Below are 22,201 nucleotides of genomic sequence, written 5' to 3' on the forward strand. Positions count from 1 at the left end.
GCGAAGGCGGCGCGGCGCACGGAGGCGGCGCGGCGCACGGAGGCGGCGCGGCGCACGGAGGCGGCGCGGCGCACGGAGGCGGCGCGGCGCACGGAGGCGGCGCGGCCCGCGGAGGCGGCGCGGCCCGCGGAGGCGGCGCGGCCCGCGGAGGGCGCGCGGGGTGATCGGCTAGCGTGCCCGCATGGCCTCGTATGCCGATGACCTCGCCCTCGCCCACCTGCTCGCCGACACCGCGGACTCGATCTCCGTGGCCCGGTTCCGGGCCCTGGATCTGCACGTCGAGTCGAAGCCGGACCTCACCCCGGTCTCCGACGCCGACAAGGCGGTCGAGCAGGCGATCCGCGCGACCCTGGCCCGAGCCCGCCCGCGCGACGGTGTGCTCGGTGAGGAGTTCGGCATGTCGACCCCGCCGGCCGGGCAGGGCAACCGGCACTGGGTGATCGACCCGATCGACGGCACCAAGAACTTCATCCGCGGAGTGCCCGTCTGGGGCACTCTGATCGCCCTGCTGGAGGGTGAGCGGCCGGTCGCCGGCCTGGTCTCCGCGCCCGCGCTGGGCCGCCGCTGGTGGGGCGCGCTGGGCCACGGGTCGTGGGCCGGTAAGCACCAGCGGGCCGCCGCCCGGATCTCCGTGTCCGCCGTGCGCCGGATGGCCGACGCCAGTTTCTGCTACGCCAGCCTGCCGAGCTGGGAGGAGGCCGGCCGGCTGGAGCCGATGCTGCAGATCATGCGGGACTCGTGGCGCAGCCGGGCCTACGGCGACTTCTACGGTTACATGCTGCTCGCCGAGGGCGCCGTGGACGTCATGGTCGAGCCGGAGCTGTCGCTGTGGGACGTGGCCGCCCTGATCCCCATCGTCACCGAGGCCGGTGGCTCGTTCACCGATCTGGCGGGTGGGCGGGCGCCCGGGGACGGGAGTGCCATCGCTACCAACGGTCACCTGCACGAGGAAATTCTCGGGCGGCTGGCGGCCGGGGTGCCCTCGACGCACCGTTAGTCTCCGGGCGGCGCCGAAGCTGGTCTATTCTCGCCGGGTGATGTCGCCGGGCTGGTTCTACCTCGCCGCGATGATTGCCGCGTACGGGGTCGCCAACCTGCTGCAGTCGATGGCCGCGGCCCGCACCACGGTGCATCACACCTTCGACCCGCAGCTGCTGGTCCGCCTCGCCTGTCACCGTACGTATCTGCTCGGGTTGGTCTGTCAGGTCCTGGGTTTTGTGCTGGCCTTCATCGCCCGGCGTGATCTTCCGCTGTTCCTGGTGCAGGCCAGCGTGGCCGCCGGGCTCGGGGTGACGGCACTGCTGGGCGTCCTGGTGCTGAAGTGGACCTTGCCCGTGGCCGAGGTCGCGCTGCTCGTGCTGCTGCTGGGTGGCATCACCGCCCTCGTCCTGTCCGCTCAGCCGGCCCATTCCCGCCAGCTGGGGACGGCCGGGGTGGTGGGCCTGGCCGTCGCGGTGGCCGTCATCGGCGTCCTGGGCTTCTTCGCGGTACGCCTGCACGGCGCCCTCGGCTCGGTGGCGCTCGGCTCGCTGGCCGGCATCGCCTTCTCCGCCGCCGCCATCGCCGCCCGCCCGCTGGCCGTGGAGCAGTCGTTCGGGGGCTACTGCAGCAACCCGCTGCTGTATCTGCTCATCGCCCACTCGATCGTCGGCCAGTTGCTGCTCGGCCTGGCCATGCAGCGGGGTTCGACGACGGCGGCGGTGGCCGCGATGGACGCCGCCGGGGCGGTGCCGGCGGCGATCGTGGGGCTGCTGTTGCTCGGCGACCGGATCCATCCGGGCCGCGAGTGGCTGGCCGCGGTCGGCTTCGTCGTCACGCTCGGCGCGGTGATCGCGATGACCCGCTACGCCGAGCCTCAGCACCATCACGCCACGGCCCGGGCGGCCTCGGGCCGGCGCCCGGACGGCGCGCGCCTGCATCCCGCCGGACGATGAGTGTGCATGAGCCGGCGCGCACGGGGTACGTCTCAGACCCATGCCCTTCTGCCCCGAATAGTGCAGATACCCGGAAGCAACGCACCCGTGGGTGGCCCCGTGCCGGAATGCGAAGCCCACACGCGTTAGGCACAATGGAGCGATCATGGCGAGCGAGGTCCGACACCAGGTCGACACAGGGCAGGCCTATCCGGTCGTCCGGGTGACCGGGGTGCTCGACGCCGTCACCGCCCCGCGCGTGCGGTCCTGCCTGCTCGGGCTGCTCGCCGATCAGCCCGAGGCCCTGGTGGTCGACGTCCGGCAGCTCACCGCCGGTGCGCCCGACGCGGTCGCCGTGCTGACCGACCTCGCCCGGGACGCCGCCGACTGGCCGGGCTGTCACCTGCTGCTGAGTGCCGGCCCGGGCGCCTCGGCCTGGCGCGACACCGGTCTGCCGGTCTGGCCGACGCCCGAGGAGGCCATCGCCGCCCTCGGCGCCCCGGAGCCGCGGCGCTTCCTGCGGGCCCCGCTCGAGCCGATCGTCGGGGCCGCCCGGCGTTCGCGGGAGCTGGTCACCGAGGCGTGCGCCCGCTGGGACCTGCCCGATCTGGCCGGCCCCGCCTGCATCGTGGTCACCGAGATGGTCAACAACGTGGTCGCGCACGCGCACACCCCGATGACGGTGCTGTTCGCCCTGCGCGGCGAGAGCATGTCGGTGGCCGTCCGCGACCACTCCACGCACGTGCCCCGCTTCACCGGCAGTCCGGTCCCGGTGACCTCGTACGGCGGCCGCGGCCTGCTGCTGATCGACTCGGTGGCGCAGCGCTGGGGCAGCCTGCCGCTGGACGACGGCAAGGTCGTGTGGGCCGTGCTGGACGCCGGCGAGTCCGGCGGCCAACTGCCCAGCACAGGCTTGGCGGGCCACGCGCGCGGGTAGATTGCGGGACATGCGAGACAACGACTACCCGACCGAGGTGTCCGACCCGGAGGCCTCCGGGCTGCCCGAGACCGCGGACGACGACTCGAACGCGTACGACTCGGTGGAGAGCACCCGGTGGGCCGACGGTGCCGATCCGGCCGCGCTCGCGGGTGTCGGCCCCGGCGGTTCCAACCGCTACGGCGACACCGCCGAGGAGGCCCGTCAGGGCGAGCCGCTGGACTACCGGCTGCGCCAGGAGGAGCCCGACGTCGGCGCCGAGGACCCGCTGCCGGTCGAGCGGGACCCGATCGACGAGACCGTCGACTCCTCCGAGCAGCGCCAGTTCGACGCGGACGTGTGGGGCGCGAGCCCGACCTCCGACCCGAATTCCGCGGTGTCGCTCTACGACGACGGCCAGCTCGACGCGGACGACCCGCGGCCGGTGGGCCGGCTGGTGGAGACCGACGAGGGCTACGGCAGCGACGACGAGGCCGACAGCATCGCGTACGACGCCGGCGCGTCCGGTGGCGGCGCCAGCGCGGAAGAGCTGGCCATGCACGAGACGAACGCGCCCGACTACCGCTAGTCCAGCCCCTGCTCGATGGCGTAGCGGGTGAGCTCGACGCGGTTGTGCAGCTGGAGCTTGCCGAGCGTGTTCTGCACGTGGTTCTGCACGGTGCGGTGGCTGAGGACGAGCCGGTCGGCGATCTGCCGGTACGACAGACCCTTGGCCACCAGCCGCAGCACCTCGGTCTCGCGCTCGGTGAGCTTCGGTGTCAGGCCGTCCGCGGCGGGCGGCTCGACGGCCAGCCGGCGGAACTCGCCGAGCACCAGTCCGGCCAGCCCGGCCGTGAAGACGGTGTCCCCGGCGGCGGTGCGGCTCACCGCGTCCAGGAATTCGGCCTGGGCGGCGGACTTGAGCAGGTAACCGCTCGCCCCGGCCTTGACCGCGTCGAGCACGCTCTGCTGCTCGCCGCTGGCCGAGAGCATCAGCACCCGGACGCCGGGCACCGCCTCCAGCAGGCCGTTGATCACCTCGACGCCGGACACGTCCGGCAGTTGCAGGTCGAGCACGACCACGTCGGGGCGGGCCGCCGCGGCGATCCGGACCGCCTGGCGTCCCTCGCCGGTGGTGGCGACCACGTCGTAGCCGGCCGCGGTCAGGTCGCGGCTGACCCCCTCGCGCCACATCGGGTGATCGTCCACGACCATGACCCGGGTCCTCGGTGCCTCTGTCACCGGCTCAGCCTATCGATGCCCGCGGCACGCTGAGCTCCACCTCGGTGCCCTGCCCGGGCGCGGAGGTGATCCGTACGGTGCCGCGCAGGTCGGCGATCCGGCCGCGGATCGACTGGGCCACCCCGAGCCGGCCCTGCTCCTCCGCCTGGGCGAACCGCTCGGGCGGGACGCCGCAGCCCTCGTCGCGCACGCTCACGGTCACCTCGGCGGGCTCGTCCTCGACCAGCACCCACGCCTTGGTGCCCGGCTCGCAGTGCCGCACCACGTTGTCCAGGGCGGCGCCGACGGCGGCCGCCAGCTCGGTCGCCACCCGCGAGGGCAGGCGGACCGCGCCGGCCGGGGCGGCGACCGACACCGTGGCCGACGCGTACGGGTCGAGCAACGTCATCAGATCCACCTCGGCGTGCTCGTCGACCGGTTCCGCCGTCCGCCCGGTGACCAAAGTGCGCAGCGCCGCCTCCTGTTCACCGGCCAGCCGGGCCAGCTCGCCGGCCTCCCCGTCCAGGCCGGCCCCGCGCCGTTTGACCAGCGCGAGCACCTGGAGCACCGAGTCGTGGATGTCGCGGGCCAGCCGTTCGCGTTCCCGGATGGTCGCCTCGAGCTGGATGGCTCGTTCCAGGCGCTGCTGGGACCGCTGGGCGATGCCGACGAGGTAACCGACCGCCGTCGCGGCCAGCACCATGAGCACCGTGCCGGTGAACGCGGCCTGGTCGTAGTGGGCGCGGACGGTCAGGTCGGTGGCGCCCATGGCCAGCGCCGCCGCGATGCCCCAGCGCCGGCCGCCGGCCACGGCCCAGGCGATCACCGGGGCCACGTGCCAGGCCACGGCCAGGGTCGGCAGGCCGGCCTCGAGCCCGGCCCGGCCCACCACCCAGAGGCTGGCGGCCATCACGCCCATGGTGACCAGCAGGTCGACCACCAGCAGGGGTGGCCGGCGCCGGGCCGGTACGGCGTACGCGTACGTGGTGAACACCGTCCAGGCGGCCACCACCGCGAGCGCCGGCCAGGCCAGCATGGGCCGTTCGTAGGCCCCGACGTTACGGACCACCAGGACGGCCACGTAGACCAGGGCGGCGATCCGGTACACCGCGATCGCCCGCCACAGCGGGTTCTGCAGCCCGCTCGATTGCGCCATGGGCCGACGATCCCACACCGCCGCCCACCCCCGTACCGGCGCTCGCCCAGCGGAATGATCAGACGTCGCCTACGGTCGAGTCATCGGTACGGAAGCATTGATCTCAGAGGCGTTCGACCGTGGCCGGATCACCGCGCTGCGGCATGCCGTCGCGGCCCGCGCCGAGGAGGCGGGCATGACCGGGGCCCGCTGGACGATTTCGTGGTGGCCGTCAACGAGCTGCTCACCAATGCCGTGCGCCACGGTGGTGGCACCGGACATCTCGGGCTCTGGGCCCAGGACGGTTCCGTTTTCTGCGACGTGACCGACCACGGCGCCGGCCTGGCGGCGCTGATCCCGCACAAGCCGCCACCGGACCAACCGGGCGGTTGGGGCCTCTGGCTGGTCCGGGAGCTGACGGACACATGTGAGATCAAAACCGGACCTGACGGTACGGCCGTACGCATTTCCAGCCGCACCGACGCGAAATCCTGAATCTTTTTTTAATTTCGGCCGTCCCGACTTGACGTTTGCCCGCAGATCTTCTTATGTCTCTGCTGACGCTTCAGCATCATTGCCCCCCGGAGGTTTCCCCGTGCCGCGACACAGCGCGCCGCAGCAGCCCACGTGGCTGCGCCCCCGACTAGTCGTCGCATTCGTGGTCGCGACCGCCGGACTGGTGACCGCCGTCTGGCTGCCGACCCGCAACGACAGCGCGGACGCCGCGGAGCGCAACCGCAGCACCGACCGGTTGAGCCGGTCACTGCCCGCCTTCGCCGACGACTTCTCCGGCCGGCGCGGCAGCACGGTCGACCCGGGCAAGTGGGCGCTGCGCACCGACCGGGTCAACGGCGGGGTGCAGTTCAGCCAGAGCGTGCGCAACGCCCGGCTGGACGGCGCCGGCAACCTCACGATCATCCTGCGCGACGAGGACCGGGACGCCTTCTCCACGGCCCGGCTCTACACCCGGGGAACGCTGCGCGGCACCGCCGGCCACGTCGAGGCGCGGATCAAGGTGCCCGGGGACCGGGGTCTGCGGCCGACCTTCGAGCTCGTCAGCGCGGTGCGGACCAGCACCGGCGCGCTGAACCTGCTGGCCGACCCGGTCACGGACGACGACTTCCACACGTACGCGGTGGACTGGAAGCCGGGCGAGGTGACCTTCTCCGTCGACGGCTCGCCGGTCCGGCGGGAGGCACTGCGCGGCGTGGACACCGGGCAGCCGTTCCGGCTGGCGCTGAGCCTCACGGTCGGCGACAACCGCCGCGGCGCCGACCTCCCGGCGCGGATGGTGGTCGACTCGGTCAGCTTCTCCGGGGCCGACGCCTCGGCCGAGCCGCCCGCCGCCACGCCGCCGACCAGCGAGGTGCCCACGACCCCGCCGACCAGCGAGCCGACGACCGCCCCCACGACCGAGCCGCCCACCAGCGAGCCGACGGCCCCGCCCACGACGACTCCGCCGGCCGCCACCACTCCGCCGACGACCCCGCCGACGTCGGCGCCGGCCGCCGCCCAGTGGGCGCCGTTCACGGACTATGTGGCCGGGCAGCTGGTGACCTTCAAGAACGTCGAATACCAGGTGCTGGAGACGCACACGTCGTTGCCCGGCTGGGAGCCGACCGCGCTGCCGGCCCTCTTCAAGAAGGTCTAGCCGGGACAAAGCGTTATCGGGGGTTCCGGAACCAGTCTCCCTTGACTGACACCGGCGAATCTGTAAACACTGCTAAAAGTGTTAACAACCTCTTCCCCCGGAGGCTCATCCCCCATGCGAAAAACCCGCATTCTGCTCGCGGCAGCCGTCGTCGCCGCGACCCTCACGAGTGGCCTCGTGGCCGCTTCCCGCAACGACACAGCTGACGCCGCCATCGGCGGCATCACCTGGCAGGACGAGTTCAACGGCGCGGCCAACAGCCCGATCGACGCCAGCAAGTGGAAGTTCGACATCGGCGGCAGCGGCTGGGGCAACAACGAGCAGCAGTACTACACGAACTCGACCAGCAACGTCCGGCAGGACGGGCAGGGTCACCTGGCGATCACCGCCCGCAAGGAGAACCCGGCCAACTACCAGTGCCACTACGGCACCTGCCAGTACACGTCGGGCCGGATCCTGACCGCCGACAAATTCTCCCAGCGGTACGGCCGGTTCGAGGCCAGCATCAAGATCCCCAAGGGCCAGGGCATCTGGCCGGCGTTCTGGATGCTGGGCGGCAACAACTGGCCGACCACCGGCGAGATCGACATCATGGAGAACGTCGGCAAGGAGCCGAACACGGTGCACGGCACCGTGCACGGCCCCGGCTACTCCGGCGCCGAGGGCATCGGCGGCGGCCGGACGATCGGCGGCGCGCTGGGTGACGCTTTCCACACGTACGCCGTGGAGTGGTCGCCCAACCTCATCGTCTGGTTCCTCGACGGCGCGGAGTACTTCCGGATCACGCCGGCCAACCTCGGCGGCGACCAGTGGGTCTTCGACCACAACTTCTTCATGATCCTGAACGTGGCGGTCGGCGGTTACTGGCCCGGCTACCCGGACGGCAGCACGCAGTTCCCGCAGACCATGCTGGTCGACTACGTCCGCGTCTCGGCGTGGACCGACGGCGGCACCACCCCGCCGCCGGCCACCGGTGGCACCGCGCTGCGGTCCAACTTCAGCAACCGCTGCATCGACATCCCCGGCGGCAACGCCGTCGACGGCGCCCGGCTGCAGATGTGGGAGTGCAACGGCAGCAACGCGCAGAAGTGGGCGCCGAACGGCGACGGCACGCTGCGGGGCCTGGGCAAGTGCATGGACCCGGCCGGTGGCGCGCTGACCAACGGCACCCCGATCCAGCTGGTCACCTGCAACGGCAACCCGGTGCAGCGGTTCACCCTGTCGGCCGCGGGTGACCTGGTCAACGTCTCGGCCAACAAGTGCGTCGACGTGAAGGACTGGAACAGCGCCAACGGAGCCCAGTTGCAGCTGTGGGACTGCGGCGGCACCACGAACCAGAAGTGGACCAAGGCCTGACGCTGTTTGCGTACGACCGTTACTCTGCCGCCCGGGCCGCTTCGGCGACCCGGGCGGCATTGATTGTCTTCTCACCGTGGAACGGATCTCCTTGATGCGCGGACGCGACCACCACTTCGTCACGAACGTGTCCTCGCTGCTGGTGTGCGGCTTACTGGCCGGCGTCGCCGTGGCCGCGGCCGCGTTCCCCGCCGTGGCCATGTCGGGCCTGGCCGCCAAGGCCGGCGGCGAAGCCTTCGAGAATCTGCCCAGCCAGCTCAAGCAGGCCACCGCCCCGCAGCTGACCCGGGTCTTCGCGGCCGACAACAAGACGCTGATCACGGTGTTCTACGACGAGTTCCGCAGCGAGGTCGGGCTCAAGAACATCTCGATCAACATGCAGAACGCCATCGTCGCCGCCGAGGACCACCAGTTCTACAAGCACAACGGCGTCGACCTCAAGGGCTCCGTACGCGCCCTGGTCAACAACAAGCAGGGCGGCGACAAGCAGGGCGCCTCGACCCTGACCATGCAGCTGGTGAAGATGTCCCTGGCGTACTCGGCGAGCACCCCGCAGGAGGTCGTGGACGCCACCGAGGACACCACCACCCGCAAGGTCACCGAGATGAAGTACGCCATGCAGCTGGAGAAGGAGCTGACCAAGCAGCAGATCCTGGAGCGCTACCTGAACGCGGCGCCCTTCGGCAACGGCTCGTACGGCATCTTCGCGGCCAGCCAGGTGTACTTCAAGAAGCAGCCCAAGGACCTCACCGTGGCCGAGTCGGCCCTGCTGGCCAGCATGGTCAAGGCGCCCAGTGGCTTCGACCCGACCACCCCGCGCGGCTATCCCCGGGCGCTGGACCGGCGCAACTGGGTGATCGGCAACATGCGCGACCTCGGCTACATCACCCCCGAGGCGGCGGCCGCCGCGATCAAGGTCAAGCTCGGCCGGACCACCCAGCGCACCGGCAACGGCTGCGCGTCCGTGCAGACCAATCACTGGGGCTTCTTCTGCGACTACTTCTACCGGTGGTGGCTCAGCCGGCCCGAGTTCGGCCGGACGGTCTACGACCGCGAGCGGCGGCTCAAGAGCGGCGGCTACCGGATCCAGAGCTCGCTGGACATCAAGGCGCAGGCGGCCACCCGCAAGAACATCACCGACAAGATCGGCATCAACAACCGCGACGCCCTGCTGCTGGCCGCCGTCCAGCCGGGCACCGGGCGGGTCCGTGCGCTGGCCGCCAACCGCCGCTTCAAGCTGGACGTCGAGCACAACAAGATGTCCTCGGACCCGAAGAAGGCCGCCAAGAACATCCGGGGTACGTATCCCAACACCACCAACCCGCTGCTCACCGGCGGTGGTGACATCACCGGGTACCAGGCCGGGTCGGTGTTCAAGATGTTCACGATGGTGGCGGCGCTGGAGAACGGCTACCCGCCCTCGTACCCGATCAACACCACGTACCAGTACAAGTCCGGTTACCGGGACACCGGGCCGGCCTCGTGCGGCGGCGGGTACTGGTGCCCCACGAACGCGTCGAAGAGCGAGAAGGGCCCGTACAACATGTGGACCGGGTTCGGGGCCTCGGTCAACACGTTCTTCGTGCCGCTGGAGGAGAGCGTCGGCGCGGACAAGGTGGTCGACGTCGCGCAGCGCTTCGGTGTGCAGTTCCGCTCCCCGAAGGAGAAGGAGATGGCCACCAAGAACGCCAAGGACTGGGGCGCGTTCACCCTCGGTGTGTCGGCCTCGACCCCGCTGGAGATGGCGAACGCGTACGCGACGCTGGCCGCCGACGGCAAGTACTGCTCGCCCACCCCGGTCCAGCAGATCTCCACGGCCAAGGGCGAGAAGCTCGACGTCGGCAAGCCCAACTGCCGGCAGGCCACCAAGCCGGACGTGGCCCGGATGGCGATCGACGCGGCCCGTTGCCCGGTTGGCGACTTCGCCCAGCTGGGCAGCTGCAAGGGCCGTACGGCCGGGGCGGCCCGGGGCGCGGTGGGTCACCCGATCTTCGGCAAGACCGGCACCACCGACAACGACAAGACCGCGTCGCTGATCATCGGGACGACGTCCATGGTCGTGGCCGGTTACCTGGTCAACCCGGACTACCAGGACCACCCGTACCGGCTGAGCCACTCCATCGTCAACCCGGCGGTCTGGGAGACCATGCACGACATCATGAAGGGCAAGCCGAGGGAGCAGTTCAAGAAGCCCTCCGGCGACAAGCTGCCCGAGGGGAAACAACGCTCGATCCCGGACGTGAAATGCCTCAGCGTCGCCGCGGCGACCAGCAAGGTCAAGGGCGCGGGCTTCATCGTGGGCCCGGGCACGGAGATCGCGTCGGACTGCCCGGCCGGTCAGGCCGCGGGCACCGCACCGGAGGGCCGGACCATCGAGGGCAGCTTCGTGAGCATCCAGATCAGCAAGGGCAAGGAAGACGCCGGCAAGGACCCGAAGAAGGACGACAAGAAGCCCGGCAACGGCTGACGCGGCCGGTCAGCGGGTCGTGAAGCTGTCGCCGTAGACGCGCCAGCTGAGCGGCCCGTTCAGGTCCAGGTTGCTGGCCTTCAGAAACAGCCGCTGCGCCGTCTCGACCCGGGTCACGTCGCTGTGCGCCTCCTCGGTGCGCATCTCCTTGACCCGGGCGTCCAGGAACGCGTTGAGCCACACCAGCTCATCGCCACCCTGCTTCGGCGTCTTGGCCTTGCGCAGGGCGTCGGCGCGGATGCTGCGCAGCCCGGACTGGCCGTGCATCACCGCCGCGTCGTAGTAGACGAACTGGCCCAGGGCGCGTACCCGGTCCGCCGAGGCCAGGGCGACCGCCGGATCGAAGTACATCCGGTCCCGCTCGTCCTCCTGGGTCTTCTGGAACGCCGGGTCGGCGGCGGCCGCCTTCCAGGCGGCCGGGAAGCCGGGGTCGAGCCCGGCGTGCGAGTCCGACCCGTCGACGGTACGCAGGGCCGGCAGATATTTCGCCAGCTTGTTGCCGGGCACCCGGCGGGTGTACTCGGTCACCAGCGCCAGCATGTCCGAGGTGCCGGAGCAGAAACCGACGATGCCGCCGGTGTAGCCGCGGCCGTCGCCGATGTCCTCCAGGTAGCCGAACTGGCCGCGCCAGTTCAGCGTCGAGTTCTCCGCGCTGGAGACCAGTTGCAGCGCGATGGCCTTCTTCCGCGGGTCGGCGAGTCCGGCGGCGAGCGAGGAAGCGGCCACCGAGGGCGTGCCCTCCTTGACCGGTGCGGCCGGGCCGGGCCCGAAGGCCTGCACCTCGTAGAGCGAGTAGCCGCTCGCGGCGCCCGGCTGGGTGGCGAGCACCCGCAGGTAGCGCCCGGTGCCGTTGAGCTTCCTGAGGTCGTCGGTGCCGCCGTCGCCGCTGCTCGTACGGTAGAGGTCACGCCAGGCGGCGCCGTCGCTCGAGACCTGGACGCGGTACGACTTCGCGTACCCGCCGTCCCAGCGCAGCCGCACCCGGCTGACGTCCTGGGCTTTGCCGAGGTCGACGCGCAGCCACTGGGAGCCGGCCGCACCGGCCGCCCAGCGGGTGCTCGCGAAGCCGTCCACCGCCTTGGTGGCGTCCTGAGCGGCGCCGGAAACCGTCGACGCGGCGACCGGACGGCCCTTGGAGAGCAACACGTCCGGCGCCGCGTCGGCGGTGACGGTGATGACCAGGGGCACGGTGCAGACCGCGGCTATCCCCGTGCCCAGCGCAATCGCTTTCGCCCGGATACCCACCCCTCCAAGCTAGGTGGGCGGGCTCAGCGACGTTTGCGGTTCCGGGAAATCAGCACGACGGCCAGCACGATGCCGCCGACCACGAGCAGGCAGCACAGGCCGCCGAAAATGGGAAAGAAACCGAAGCCGCCGCGGCGCCGGCGCGAACGCGCCGCCTCGACCGCGAGCTCGGCCGTGCCGTTGCTCGCCGCCCAGGCGTGGACCGGGATGACCAGCGTCAGGACGGCGCCCGTCACGGCGGCGCTGAGCCGTGACCACCACTTCACTGCAGAAGACATGCGCTCCATCTTGGCCGACACCCGCAAGACCCGCATGACCGGACTACCGCCGACAGGGCAGGGTATGACCCAGCGGAATCGAATGAGGGGACGGGGATGGACGCGGATCTGACTGCTCTGGCCGAGGCGCACGGCGTGGCGACCTGGTACGAGGACTGGCATCGCGAGCGCAAGGACGTGTCGCCGGAGTCGGTGATCGGCGTCCTCGGCCTGCTCGGTGTCGACGCCACCTCCCCGGCGTCGGTGGCCGCCGAGCTGGCCGAGATCCGGACCGCCCGTGAGCAGCACCGGCTCCCGGGCACCGTGGTCGTCCGGCAGGGCGGCACCCAGCCGCTCAGCGGCACGATCCAGTTGGAGGACGGCACCCGGGTGCAGGCCGACGGTGAGCTCCCCCGCGACCTGCCGCTGGGCTGGCACCGGCTGGTCACCGACGAGCAGGACGTGACGCTGGTCGTGGTCCCCACCGAGCTGCCCGAGCCGCCGGAGACCTGGGGCTGGATGCTGCAGCTCTACGCCCTGCACTCGGCCGCCTCGTGGGGCATGGGCGACCTCGGTGACCTGCGCACCTTCGTCGAGGGCAGCCACGGTGCCGGGCTGGTGCTGCTCAACCCGCTGCACGCGATCACCCCCACCCTGCCGGTGCCGGCGTCGCCGTACTCGCCGTCGAGCCGCCGGTTCGCCAACCCGCTGTATCTGCGGGTCGCCGACACCGACGCGTACCGCCGGGCCGATCCCGCCCTGCGGGAGCGGGTCGACGCCCTGCGCCCGGCACCGGCCGCCGACGGCCTCATCGACTACACCGCGGTCTGGCAGGCCAAGCAGTCCGCGCTGGAGCTGCTCTGGCCGCTCGCCGGCGAGGTGGACCTGACTGCCGATCCCGGGCTGACCGACTTCGCCACCTTCTGCGCGCTCGCCGAGGTGCACGGGCCGAACTGGCAGCAGTGGCCGGCCGAGTTCCGGCGCCCGGACTCCCCCGCGGTGCTGGCCGCCCGCACCGGTGACCGGGTCGCCTTCCACGTCTGGCTCCAGCAGCTGCTCGAGGACCAGCTCGGCGCGGCCAACCGGGCCGCCCGGGACGCCGGGATGCCGGTCGGCATCGTGCACGACCTCGCCGTCGGCATCGACCCCAGCGGCGCCGACGGCTGGCTGCTGCAGGACGTGCTGGCCGCCGGGGTGCACACCGGCGCCCCGCCGGACGCGTTCAACCAGCTCGGCCAGGACTGGGGGCTCGCCGCCTGGCGGCCCGACCAGCTCATCGAGACCGGCTACGCCGCGTACCGGGACATGCTCCAGCGGATCTTCCGGCGCGCCGGCGGCCTGCGGGTCGACCACGTGGCCGGGCTGTGGCGGCTCTGGTGGGTGCCGCCGGGCATGGGCGCGGCCGAGGGCACGTACGTGCACTACGACCCGGAGGCCATGCTCGGCATCCTGGCGCTGGAGGCGCACCGGGCCGGCGCGGTGGTGATCGGCGAGGACCTCGGCACCGTGCTGCCCGTGGTCACCGAGACGCTGGAACGCATGAACATGCTCGGCTCGGCGGTGCTGTGGTTCACCCGCGACTACGACGACCCGGCCGAGGGCTACCTCAGCGCGGCCGACTACCCCCGCAACGCGCTGGCCACCATCTCCACCCATGACCTGCCGACCGCGGCCGGGTTCCTGGTCGGCGAGCAGGTCCGGGTCCGCGCCGAGCTCGGTCAGCTGGCCGGGCCGGTCGAGGACGAGCAGGAGTTCGCCGACAAGGACCGGGCCCAGCTGCTCCTCCGGCTCACCGAGGAGGGCCTGATCACGCCGGACACCCCGGCCCAGGACATCATCGTGGCGATGCACGAGTTCCTGGCCCGTACGCCCTGCCGGTTCATCACCGCGTCGCTCTACGACGTGCTGGGCGAGCTGCGCCAGCCCAACCTGCCGGGCACCACGGACGAGTACCCGAACTGGCGGATCCCGCTGACGGCTAGCCTGGAGGAGATCCTCGCCGACCCCCGGGTGGCCCGGATCGCCGAGGTGCTGAGCGCGAAGAAGGGGACGGCCGCATGAGCTTCCTGGACAGGGCGAAGGATTTCGCCGACAAGCACGACAAGCAGGTCGACCAGATCCTCGAGAAGGTCGGCGACGAGGTCGACAAGCGCACCGGCGGAAAGTACACGACCCACATCGACAAGGGCGTGGACGAGGCGCAGAAGCGCACCGGCGAGGGAGACACCCGGGCCTGAGGTTTGCTGCCACCGAGCCCGGGCAACCCGTCCGTAACAACGGAAGGGATCTGACATGGGCTTCATGGACAAGGCCAAGGACTTCGCCGACCAGCACGACGAGCAGGTCGACAAGGGCCTCGACAAGGCCGGTGACCAGGTCGACGACCGCACCGGCAACAAGTACTCGGATCAGATCGACAAGGGCGTGGACCAGGCGCAGACCCGTACCGGTCAGGGCGACACGACCCAGCAGTGACCTTCGCCTTCGGAGCCGCTCGCAGCTCAGCTCGCGAGCGGCTCCGGCGGCGGGTCGTCGTCGAGCGCGAAAAGCATGGGATGCACCGCCAGGCGATGGTCCCGTTCGCGGCAGCGCGACGGCGGCAGCAAGGATGAGCGGTGCTCCGGGTGCTCCCCGCAGTGCCGCATCGCCCGGGTGACCGCGTCGCTGTGGTGCCGGCCCCCGCCGTACTCACCGCAGCTGTCGCAGTCCCAGCGCCAGTAGGCCGGCCCGTCCTCCGACTCGTGCCGCCGGATCTTGAGCGGCGGTCCCGCCCGGTGCTGGGCGGCGGCGAGGATGGCCGCCATGTCATCGGCCGGTGGCGGCCCGGCGGCCCGCACCGGCCCGTTGCCGATGATCTCGGCCAGCGCGCTGGTCCCCGTACCCGACACCACTCACCTCCACGTTGGTTGGTCGGGCCCAGTGTGGACCGCGGCCCACCGTCCGTATGACGGTTTCACGTATAAGGGCGTCTTCGTTCACTCGCAGTGGTGCACCGGAAACGCTCGGCATTTCCGGCCTGCCGTCCCGGTGTTACCGTGGTCGATCGGCGGTGCTCGGAGGTGGGGCCAGGTGCAAGGAAGCGGCGCAGCCGCCGACGCGCGTCCGGCGTTCACCCACTCGGCCTTCTTCTACGACTCCGACACCGCGTACGGCAGCACCCTGGCCGCCTTCGTCCGCGACGGGCTGGCCCGGGACGAGGCCGTCGCGGTCGCGGCCAACGCTCACTGCACCGGCCTGCTGCGCGACGCCCTGGCCGCTGACGCCGCCGAGGTGCGGTTCCTGCCGGCCGACGAGTGGTACGTCCGCCCGGTCCGCACCATCGCCGGCTGGTCCCAGCTGCTGCGGACCGCGGCGTCGAACGGCCGGCCGTTCATGCGGCTGATCGGGCACACCACGCCGGCGCACGGGGCGCGCAGCTGGGTCCGCTTCGAGTCCGCGCTCAACGAGTCACTGGCCGGGCTGCGCGGGCATCTGCTGTGCCCGTACGACCGCAGCAACCTCCCACCGGCAACCGTCAGCACGGCCGAACGCACCCACCCCCGGCTGTACGACGACGGGTGGCTGGAGAGTGTGGGCTACGAGCCGCCGGAACGGTTGCTGACCGAGCTGCCCGAGCCGCCGTACCCGGTCACCGGGGAGCCCGTCATCGCCGTACCGGTGCACGACTCCGTGGCTGGCCTGCGCGCGCAGGTCCGGGCGCGGGCCGCCGCGGAGGGCTGGCTGCCGCCCGACCGCGTCGAGAATCTCCTCCTGGCGCTCAGCGAGGTCGCCACCAACGGCATCCGGCACGGTGGCGAGCATCGGGAGCTGCGCGTCTGGCTGACCGACGACGCGGTGGTCTGCGAGGTCACCGATGACGGCCGGGTGCCGCCCGGACCGCTCGCGGGCTATCTGCCGCCGCGGCCCGGCCGGATCGGCGGCATGGGCCTGTGGCTGGTCCAGCAGCTCTGCGACGCGATGGCGATCCGCTCGGTGGACGGGCTGACCCGAGCCCGCTTCGCGCTGCGCCGCAGCCCCGCCTGACCGGGGTAACCCCCGCCGTTTCCCGGGCACGACGCGCCACCCTGTGTCCGAATAGTACGGATAAAGCCGTCCTATTCGAGGAGACTTCCCGTGCCCCCTACCCCGCACGTCCCCCAGTCCGCCGCGCCCGTCTCGGCGGCGCCGGCGCAGTCCGCCGACCCTCCCGGCTGGGAGACGCTGGAGCTGGCCCGGCACAGCGCGGAAGCGCACGCGACCTTCCAGCGGCTGATGACCGAGGCGCACCTGGAGTACCTGCGGGTCATCGAAGCCCTCACCGGCCGCCCGGCGGAACCGGACCGGGCCACCCGCCCGGCCGCACCGTCCAATGCGGCGGCCGGTCGATGGGCAGCGCCGGCGCCGAGCCCCAACCGGCGGGCCTGGCCGGCAGCCGCCGACCGCCGGACCGACCCGGTCACGGGCGCGGAGCACCGGGCCGGACCACCGGCGCCGGCCACCGACGCCGGACGCCAGGCCGGGCTGCTGCCGCCGCGTCCCGAGCACCGGGCCGGAACGCTCCATCCGGGCGCCGAGCACCGGGCCGGAACGCTCCATCCGGGCGCCGAGCACCGGGCCGGAACGCTCCATCCGGGCGCCGAGCACCGGGCCGGAACGCTGCCGCCGGCTGCCGGTGCGGACCACCGCGCTGGGCCGGTGCCGCCGGCCCCGGGAGCGGAACGCCGGCCCGGGGCGCCGGCCGAGCCGCCGGGACCAGCGACGTCGCCCACGGCCGTCCCGGCCCAGCCGGACCGTCAGGGAACAGCCACCGACGCCGCCCCACCGTCCGCGACCACCGGGCCGGATCTCGGTACGGCCGCACCGGCAGCCGACACCACCGGGCCCACCCGGACCGCACCGGAGGACCGGACACCCGCCACGGTCCCCGGCGAAGCCGCCGAACCCGGAACGATGGATCCCGGAACGACGGATCCCGACCCGGCCCACACCGACCCGGCCGACACCGGCTTCATCGAGCCGACCTTCCCAGGTCTGGCCGGCTTCGACTTCGGCGCCACCCCGGCCAACCCGGCCGCCCTCACCCCGGCCGACCCGGCCGCCCTCACCCCGGCCGACCCGGCCGCCCTCACCCCGGCCGACCCGGCCGCCCTCACCCCGGCCGACCCGGCCGCCCTCACCCAGACCGGCCCGCAGGAGATCGACGTGGTCCGGCTGACCATGTCCTGGGCGCAGACCCCGCTCGGCGGCCTCGCCCCGCCCGGCCTGCACGCCGGCCCCGTCCACGTGGTCGACGGCGGCAGCGGCCTCGCCACCGCCGTGGCCGCCGAGCTCACCGCCCGCGGCCTGGCCGCTGAGGTGGCCACCCACCCCGGCCTGGGCGGCGTCATCTTCCTGGGCGGCATGGCCCGCCCGGCCTCCCCCGACGCGGCGCTCGAGGCCCAGCTCACCGCTCTGTGGCTGGCCCGTAACGGCAAGGACCGCGGGATCTTCGTGACCGTCGCGGACACCGTCAGCGGCCGGGCCGGTGCCTGGCTGGGCGGCCTGGTCGGGCTGGTCGGCGCGGTGGGCCGGGACCGGCCGGCGGCGTCCGCCATCGCCATCGAGTGCGAGCGCGGGGACCGTGACCCCGCTGACGTGGCCGTGCTGATCGCCGACGAGCTCACCCGGGGCGCGGGCGCGCAGCGGGTGCGGGTCGCCGCGGACGGCACCCGTTCGGTGGGCCGGCTGGTGTCGGCCGGGGCCGGGGCGCCGCGGGAGCGCATCATCGGGCCGGATTCGGTCATCGTCGCGTCCGGCGAGGCCCGCGGCTTCTGCGGTGCGGCGCTGGTGGAGCTGGCCCGTTCGGCGCAGTGCCGGCTCGTACTGCTCGGCCGTACCCCGTTGGCCGCCGAGCCGGAGCACCTGGCCGGCGCGGCCGACGAGGTGTCGCTGATGCGCAAGTTCGCCGCCGGTACCGGCGGACCGGACGGCCTGGCCGGGATGCGGCTGCGGGCCCGGGCGGTGCTGGCCGCCCGGGAGATCCGGCAGACGATCGCGGCCTGCGTGGCCGCCGGGGCCGAGGCCCGGTACGTGCACGCCGACGACCGCGACGCCGACCGCCTCACCGCCGAGCTCGACGTGGTCCGCTCGGAGTGGGGCCCGATCACCGGATTGCTGCACTGCGCCGAGGTCGTCGTGGACCGGCGCCCGGGTGAGAAGTCCGCGGCCGACGCCGACCGGACGCTGAGCACGCACCTGGCCGGGCTGCCCGCCCTGCTCGCCGCGACCGCGCAGGATCCGCTCGACACCCTGATGCTGTTCTCCTCGGTGGCCGGCTGGTCCGGTGATCTCAGCCAGGACACCCAGGCGCTGATCGGCGCCACCCTGGACCGGATCGCCGAGGCGGAGCAGCGCCGCCGTCCCGGCTGCCTGGTCCGTTCGCTGGCCTGGGATCCGGCCGGCGAGGCCGGTCCGGTGCCGGGCGACGCCGACCGGGGCGACGCCGAGACGGTTCCGGTCCGCGCGCGGGCGGCCGCGTTCGTCGCCGAGCTGGCCGTCGACGGGCCCGCCCACATCGTGCTCACTCCCCGCTCGACGGTCCCGGACCGGGCCCAGCCGGCCAGCGTCGCGGTCGACGCCGGTACGCACCCCTGGCTCGCCGATCACCGGCCGCAGGACGTCGCGATCCTGCCCCTGGCGGCCGGGCTGGGCTGGATGGCCGCGGCGGCTCGGGTCCGGGAGCAGGACGCCGTCCTGACCGGCGTCCGGGTGCTGCGCTCGGTGGCCACGGAGCATCCGCAGACCATCGGCGTCACGGTGTTCGGCCGGGAGGTGTGGCTGAGCAACGACGCGGGTGAGCCGTGCTTCCGGGCCGGCTTCGGCGAGCCCGGGCCGGACCGCGAGTGGCGGCCCGCCGGCGACCCGGCGCGCTTCCCGGGCAGCTCGGTGTACGCCGGCCGGCCACTGTTCCACGGTCCGCGGCTGCACGTGGTCCGCTCACTCGGCGAGATCGGTCCCCAGGGGGTCGTCGGCACTGTCCTGGGCGCCCGGGCGATGGGCTGGCCCGACGACGACCTGCCGGTGGACCTCGCCGCCCTCGACGGCGCCCTGCAGCTCAGCGGCGTCTGGGCGATGGACGAGCACCGCCCGGTGCTGCCCATGGGGGTGGCCGAGTGCCGCATCCACCGCTGGGGCCGGTTGCCGGGCCCGGCGCTGTGCATCGTGGCCGACGGTCACCGCGACGAGCGCGGCGCACGCTGCGACGCGGCCCTGGTCGGCCCGGACGGTGAACTCTGGGCCGAGCTGCTGGGCATCGAGTTCATCGCCCCGGCCGGTCCGCTCAGCGTGCGCTGACCAGCCCCAGACTGCTGGGCCGGACGCCGGGGAAGACGCTCGCCACGTCGCTGATGCCGCACCGGGCCCGCAGGATCTCCCCGATGACCGCGCGGTAGTCGGTCGTCACGGCCAGGTCGCCGTCCACCAACTGGGCGGCGGCCAGGCCGGGCCAGCGGCCGTGCACCGTTCCGCCGCGGACGCCCCCGCCGAGCACGAGCATGGCGTTGCCGTAGCCGTGGTCGAGGCCGCCGGACCCGTTCTGGCCGACCCGCCGGCCGAACTCGCTGATGGTGACCAGGGTGACCCGGCCCAGCCCGGCCGGCCCGAGGTCCGTGGCGAACGCCGCCAGCGCCTTCGCCAGGTCGGCCAGGTGGTCGTACATTTTCTTGCCCGGCGCCGCCGCGCCCAGGTTCTCGTGCATGTCCCAGTCGCCGGAGTCGACGGTCGCGCTGAGCAGGCCGACGTCCGCCTTGATCAGCCGGGCCACGTCCCGCAGCGCGGCCCCCAGCTCGGTGTCCGGGTACGCGGCCCCGTCGGCCGGCTGATACCCGGCCGCCTTGAGCTGTCCCGCCGTGGCGAGCGCCCCGGTGGTCATCGCCGTGGTCTGCGCCAGGGCGTCGGGTGCGCCCGCGTACAGAGCGGCCATGGTCGCGGCCATCGGGCGCTTCGGGTCCTCGCCGGAGAGCTTGAAGTCGTCGATCGAGGTCAGGCCGAGGCTCGGCGCCGGACCGGCCAGCACCCGGGCGGGCCGGGCACTGCCCACCGAGACCGCGTCGAACGGATGGTCCGCGCCCAGCCGGCCCGTCATCCGGTCCAGCCACCCGGTGCGCAGCGTGGTGCCGGGCGCCGCGCGTTCCAGCTCCTCCATCGCCGAGAAGTGCGAGCGGTTCGGGGCCGGCTGGCCGACAGCGTGGACCGCGCCGAGCGTCCCGGCCTTCCAGAACGGCAGCAGCGGCGCCAGCGCCGGGTTCAGCCCGAAGTACGTGCCACGCCCGATGAGCTGGGACTTCGGCACGGCGATGCCCGGCCTGGCGGCGTAGTAGCCGGGGTCACCGGCCGGCACCACGGCGGACAGTCCGTCGAAGCCACCGCGCAGGGACAGCAGGACCAGCACGTCGCCGGCGTACGAGCTGTCGGCGGCGAAGGCCAGCTGGGTGGCGAGCTGGTCGCCGACCAGCCCGGCGAAGACCCCGGCGGCCCCCGCGGCGAGGAGTTTGCGACGGGTGACCGGCGCACAGCCACAGGCCTCGACAACGGACATGGTCACCTCAGCGCGAAGTAGGGAGAGTTGAGCAGCAGGGCGACCAGGTACGGGAACGCCCACCCGACAGCGGCGTCGTTCGCCTTCAGGGCCGAGGCGGGCGTCCTGCCGTAGTAGGCGGCGATGGCCGTGGTGTGCGCCGGGGCGAGGGTACGACCGACCAGCCTCAGGGCGACCGCGTCGATCAGCGCGCCGTACGTGGCCGGCACCGTACCCGCGAAGGCCGTGACCAGCGACGCCGGTCGTTGTAGCGTGCTGGGCCACCAGCCGGCGGCGATGTTCAGGTGCGCGTTCCAGCGCACGACCTGCCCGGACGGGGACGCCCAGGCGGCGGCGACGTCGGGATAGCCGTTCGGCGGCGCCCAGGCCATCGGTGCCTGCCCGGCGGACTCGGTGATCCAGTAGAGCGCCTTGAGCGCCTGGGTGCCGGACTTCTCGGGCGCGTAGCCGAGGGTGCGTACCGTCGCGACGATGTCCTCGAGCGGCGTCCGGGTCTTGGCGCCGACCGACGCGGCGAACTCGGCCGAGCCGAAGAGGGCGCGCAGCACCGGGGCGATCGCCGTCCGGTTGTCCAGGTAGACCTGGGCCAGCCGGGTCACCAGCGCGGGCGGCGGGTCGTCGGCGACGAAGCGGACACAGAGCTTGGTGGCGATGCGCCGGGCGGTCGCCGGGTGCAGGGCCAGGTGATCGAGCAGGGCCAGCGCCGCGGCCTCGCCGCCTTTGGCACTCGTGTTGGTGTGGCGGAAGCCGAGCACCTTGACCGCGCCGGTGGCGTGCCGGCCGGCGTCGTACCGGTAGCGCCCGTCGTCCCAGCTGACGGTCAGGCCGGTGAGCAGCCGGGCGGCGTTCTTGACGTCGGACTCGGCGTAGCCCAGCCCGACCGTGTGCAGTTCCAGCAGCTCACGGCCGTAGTTCTCGTTCGGCGCGGCCTTGCTGGAGAAACGGTTGTCGAGGTACGTGAGCATCGCCGGATGCCGGGCCGAGGCCTTCAGCAGGTCGGCGAAACGCCCCAGCGCGTACGGCCGGATCACGCTCCGGTCGTAGTCCTGCCGGCTGTCCCAGACGTCGCCGGAGGGGTTGGTGACGTTGAGGTGGTTGGACCAGAAGTCCACCATCACCTCGAACAGCTGCCGCTCGCTCCAGATCGAACGGGCCAGGGTGGCGCAGCCCAGCTCGTACATGGTGTCCCAGCCGTACATCTTGAGCGCGCCGCTGCGCACCTTGGCCCGGACGCCGTCGATCGTGAGCCGGCTCAGCGGCAGCCGGGCGACCAGGTCGTCGGCGACCGGGTCGGCGATGGCGGCCGGCTTGAGCTGCCGCTCCAGCCAGGCCGGCGCACCCAGCCGGCGGATCTCGGCGGTCGACTCGGGGGTCGGACCGTACGTCGCCCGGCGCAGCAGGTGCAGCAACGGGTCACCGGGGAGGAAATCCGCAGTCGCCGTCACAACCGTCGACGTCGGCCCGCGGACGTCCGATCCCAGGGTTC

The 22,201-nt window shown here is 72.7% G+C and carries 19 protein-coding genes and 1 pseudogene; 13 read left to right on the plus strand and 7 right to left on the minus strand.

From position 1 onward, the window contains the following. The first annotated feature begins 181 nt into the window (after positions 1–181). The 4 genes from hisN (at position 182) to AB0C12_RS06690 (ending at position 3,418) form a co-directional block, all read left to right on the plus strand. Positions 182–997: a histidinol-phosphatase gene (hisN, locus tag AB0C12_RS06675; RefSeq protein ID WP_360544965.1), complete on the plus strand. Its 816-nt coding sequence runs from the start codon at positions 182–184 to the stop codon at positions 995–997. Positions 998–1,034: 37 nt separating this feature from the next. Next, on the plus strand, positions 1,035–1,934 hold the full coding sequence (locus AB0C12_RS06680; RefSeq protein ID WP_360544967.1) for a hypothetical protein: 900 nt from the start codon (positions 1,035–1,037) through the stop codon (positions 1,932–1,934). A gap of 145 nt (positions 1,935–2,079) precedes the next feature. Then, positions 2,080–2,850, plus strand: coding sequence for an ATP-binding protein (locus AB0C12_RS06685; RefSeq protein WP_360544969.1), 771 nt, complete (start codon positions 2,080–2,082; stop codon positions 2,848–2,850). 10 nt (positions 2,851–2,860) lie between these two features. After that, entirely contained in the window at positions 2,861–3,418 is a 558-nt protein-coding gene (locus tag AB0C12_RS06690) for a DUF5709 domain-containing protein (protein ID WP_360544971.1), read from the plus strand. On the opposite strand, the gene AB0C12_RS06695 is transcribed toward AB0C12_RS06690, so the two are convergent. Continuing rightward, complete coding sequence (locus tag AB0C12_RS06695) at positions 3,415–4,044, minus strand: response regulator transcription factor (protein ID WP_360547023.1); 630 nt, start codon at positions 4,042–4,044, stop codon at positions 3,415–3,417. The two genes, AB0C12_RS06690 and AB0C12_RS06695, sit on opposite strands and share 4 nt — an antisense overlap. Before the next feature lie 31 nt (positions 4,045–4,075). After that, entirely contained in the window at positions 4,076–5,206 is a 1,131-nt protein-coding gene (locus tag AB0C12_RS06700) for a DUF5931 domain-containing protein (RefSeq protein WP_360544972.1), read from the minus strand. A gap of 82 nt (positions 5,207–5,288) precedes the next feature. On the opposite strand from AB0C12_RS06700, the pseudogene AB0C12_RS06705 reads away from it, so the two are divergent. The 4 genes and pseudogenes from AB0C12_RS06705 to AB0C12_RS06720 all read left to right on the plus strand — a co-directional run bounded on the left by AB0C12_RS06705 (position 5,289) and on the right by AB0C12_RS06720 (position 10,659). Next, a pseudogene (locus tag AB0C12_RS06705) lies at positions 5,289–5,680 on the plus strand (ATP-binding protein). A 100-nt stretch (positions 5,681–5,780) separates the two neighbouring features. Further along, positions 5,781–6,836 carry a carbohydrate-binding protein gene (locus AB0C12_RS06710; protein WP_360544974.1) on the plus strand — a complete coding sequence of 352 codons (1,056 nt, stop codon included), beginning with the start codon at positions 5,781–5,783 and terminating at the stop codon, positions 6,834–6,836. A 114-nt stretch (positions 6,837–6,950) separates the two neighbouring features. After that, positions 6,951–8,192: a family 16 glycosylhydrolase gene (locus AB0C12_RS06715; RefSeq protein WP_360544976.1), complete on the plus strand. Its 1,242-nt coding sequence runs from the start codon at positions 6,951–6,953 to the stop codon at positions 8,190–8,192. A 94-nt stretch (positions 8,193–8,286) separates the two neighbouring features. After that, positions 8,287–10,659, plus strand: coding sequence for a transglycosylase domain-containing protein (locus AB0C12_RS06720; RefSeq protein WP_360544978.1), 2,373 nt, complete (start codon positions 8,287–8,289; stop codon positions 10,657–10,659). A gap of 9 nt (positions 10,660–10,668) precedes the next feature. On the opposite strand, the gene AB0C12_RS06725 is transcribed toward AB0C12_RS06720, so the two are convergent. Together AB0C12_RS06725 and AB0C12_RS06730 are read right to left on the minus strand one after the other, a co-directional pair. Next, positions 10,669–11,904 carry a chitosanase gene (locus AB0C12_RS06725; protein ID WP_360544980.1) on the minus strand — a complete coding sequence of 412 codons (1,236 nt, stop codon included), beginning with the start codon at positions 11,902–11,904 and terminating at the stop codon, positions 10,669–10,671. Between the two features lie 23 nt (positions 11,905–11,927). Then, positions 11,928–12,182: a hypothetical protein gene (locus AB0C12_RS06730; RefSeq protein ID WP_360547025.1), complete on the minus strand. Its 255-nt coding sequence runs from the start codon at positions 12,180–12,182 to the stop codon at positions 11,928–11,930. Between the two features lie 96 nt (positions 12,183–12,278). Between AB0C12_RS06730 and malQ the strand changes: the two genes are divergently transcribed. Genes malQ through AB0C12_RS06745 form a run of 3 tightly spaced genes read left to right on the plus strand, consistent with a single transcriptional unit; the run spans position 12,279 to position 14,636 of the window. Beyond that, the gene (malQ, locus tag AB0C12_RS06735; RefSeq protein WP_360544982.1) at positions 12,279–14,222 is read left to right on the plus strand and encodes a 4-alpha-glucanotransferase; all 1,944 of its coding nucleotides are present in this window, start codon (positions 12,279–12,281) and stop codon (positions 14,220–14,222) included. Continuing rightward, positions 14,219–14,398, plus strand: coding sequence for an antitoxin (locus tag AB0C12_RS06740; protein ID WP_360544985.1), 180 nt, complete (start codon positions 14,219–14,221; stop codon positions 14,396–14,398). The genes malQ and AB0C12_RS06740 overlap by 4 nt, the downstream gene beginning before the upstream one ends. Positions 14,399–14,453: 55 nt before the next feature. Continuing rightward, positions 14,454–14,636 (plus strand): antitoxin, encoded by a 183-nt coding sequence (locus AB0C12_RS06745; protein WP_360544987.1) that lies wholly within the window; start codon positions 14,454–14,456, stop codon positions 14,634–14,636. Between the two features lie 26 nt (positions 14,637–14,662). On the opposite strand, the gene AB0C12_RS06750 is transcribed toward AB0C12_RS06745, so the two are convergent. After that, positions 14,663–15,049 (minus strand): hypothetical protein, encoded by a 387-nt coding sequence (locus AB0C12_RS06750; protein ID WP_360544989.1) that lies wholly within the window; start codon positions 15,047–15,049, stop codon positions 14,663–14,665. 181 nt (positions 15,050–15,230) lie between these two features. On the opposite strand from AB0C12_RS06750, the gene AB0C12_RS06755 reads away from it, so the two are divergent. Together AB0C12_RS06755 and AB0C12_RS06760 are read left to right on the plus strand one after the other, a co-directional pair. Next, positions 15,231–16,184 carry an anti-sigma factor RsbA family regulatory protein gene (locus AB0C12_RS06755; RefSeq protein WP_360544991.1) on the plus strand — a complete coding sequence of 318 codons (954 nt, stop codon included), beginning with the start codon at positions 15,231–15,233 and terminating at the stop codon, positions 16,182–16,184. Positions 16,185–16,274: 90 nt separating this feature from the next. Further along, on the plus strand, positions 16,275–19,472 hold the full coding sequence (locus AB0C12_RS06760) for a KR domain-containing protein (protein ID WP_360544993.1): 3,198 nt from the start codon (positions 16,275–16,277) through the stop codon (positions 19,470–19,472). On the opposite strand, the gene AB0C12_RS06765 is transcribed toward AB0C12_RS06760, so the two are convergent. Beyond that, positions 19,459–20,715: a DUF1501 domain-containing protein gene (locus AB0C12_RS06765; RefSeq protein ID WP_360544995.1), complete on the minus strand. Its 1,257-nt coding sequence runs from the start codon at positions 20,713–20,715 to the stop codon at positions 19,459–19,461. The genes AB0C12_RS06760 and AB0C12_RS06765 overlap by 14 nt on opposite strands. A 2-nt stretch (positions 20,716–20,717) precedes the next feature. Next, complete coding sequence (locus tag AB0C12_RS06770) at positions 20,718–22,160, minus strand: DUF1800 domain-containing protein (protein ID WP_360544997.1); 1,443 nt, start codon at positions 22,158–22,160, stop codon at positions 20,718–20,720. Between the last annotated feature and the right edge of the window lie 41 nt (positions 22,161–22,201).

The organism is Actinoplanes sp. NPDC048967, assembly GCF_040649415.1.
Lineage (GTDB): Bacteria > Actinomycetota > Actinomycetes > Mycobacteriales > Micromonosporaceae > Actinoplanes.

Coding starts and splice junctions, on each gene's coding strand:
- hisN (WP_360544965.1), top strand. CDS start 182: ATGGCCTCGTATGCCGATGACCTCGCCCTCGCCCACCTGCTCGCCGAC.
- AB0C12_RS06685 (WP_360544969.1), top strand. CDS start 2,080: ATGGCGAGCGAGGTCCGACACCAGGTCGACACAGGGCAGGCCTATCCG.
- AB0C12_RS06690 (WP_360544971.1), top strand. CDS start 2,861: ATGCGAGACAACGACTACCCGACCGAGGTGTCCGACCCGGAGGCCTCC.
- AB0C12_RS06695 (WP_360547023.1), bottom strand. CDS start 4,044: ATGGTCGTGGACGATCACCCGATGTGGCGCGAGGGGGTCAGCCGCGAC.
- AB0C12_RS06700 (WP_360544972.1), bottom strand. CDS start 5,206: ATGGCGCAATCGAGCGGGCTGCAGAACCCGCTGTGGCGGGCGATCGCG.
- AB0C12_RS06715 (WP_360544976.1), top strand. CDS start 6,951: ATGCGAAAAACCCGCATTCTGCTCGCGGCAGCCGTCGTCGCCGCGACC.
- AB0C12_RS06720 (WP_360544978.1), top strand. CDS start 8,287: ATGCGCGGACGCGACCACCACTTCGTCACGAACGTGTCCTCGCTGCTG.
- AB0C12_RS06730 (WP_360547025.1), bottom strand. CDS start 12,182: ATGTCTTCTGCAGTGAAGTGGTGGTCACGGCTCAGCGCCGCCGTGACG.
- malQ (WP_360544982.1), top strand. CDS start 12,279: ATGGACGCGGATCTGACTGCTCTGGCCGAGGCGCACGGCGTGGCGACC.
- AB0C12_RS06740 (WP_360544985.1), top strand. CDS start 14,219: ATGAGCTTCCTGGACAGGGCGAAGGATTTCGCCGACAAGCACGACAAG.
- AB0C12_RS06745 (WP_360544987.1), top strand. CDS start 14,454: ATGGGCTTCATGGACAAGGCCAAGGACTTCGCCGACCAGCACGACGAG.
- AB0C12_RS06765 (WP_360544995.1), bottom strand. CDS start 20,715: ATGTCCGTTGTCGAGGCCTGTGGCTGTGCGCCGGTCACCCGTCGCAAA.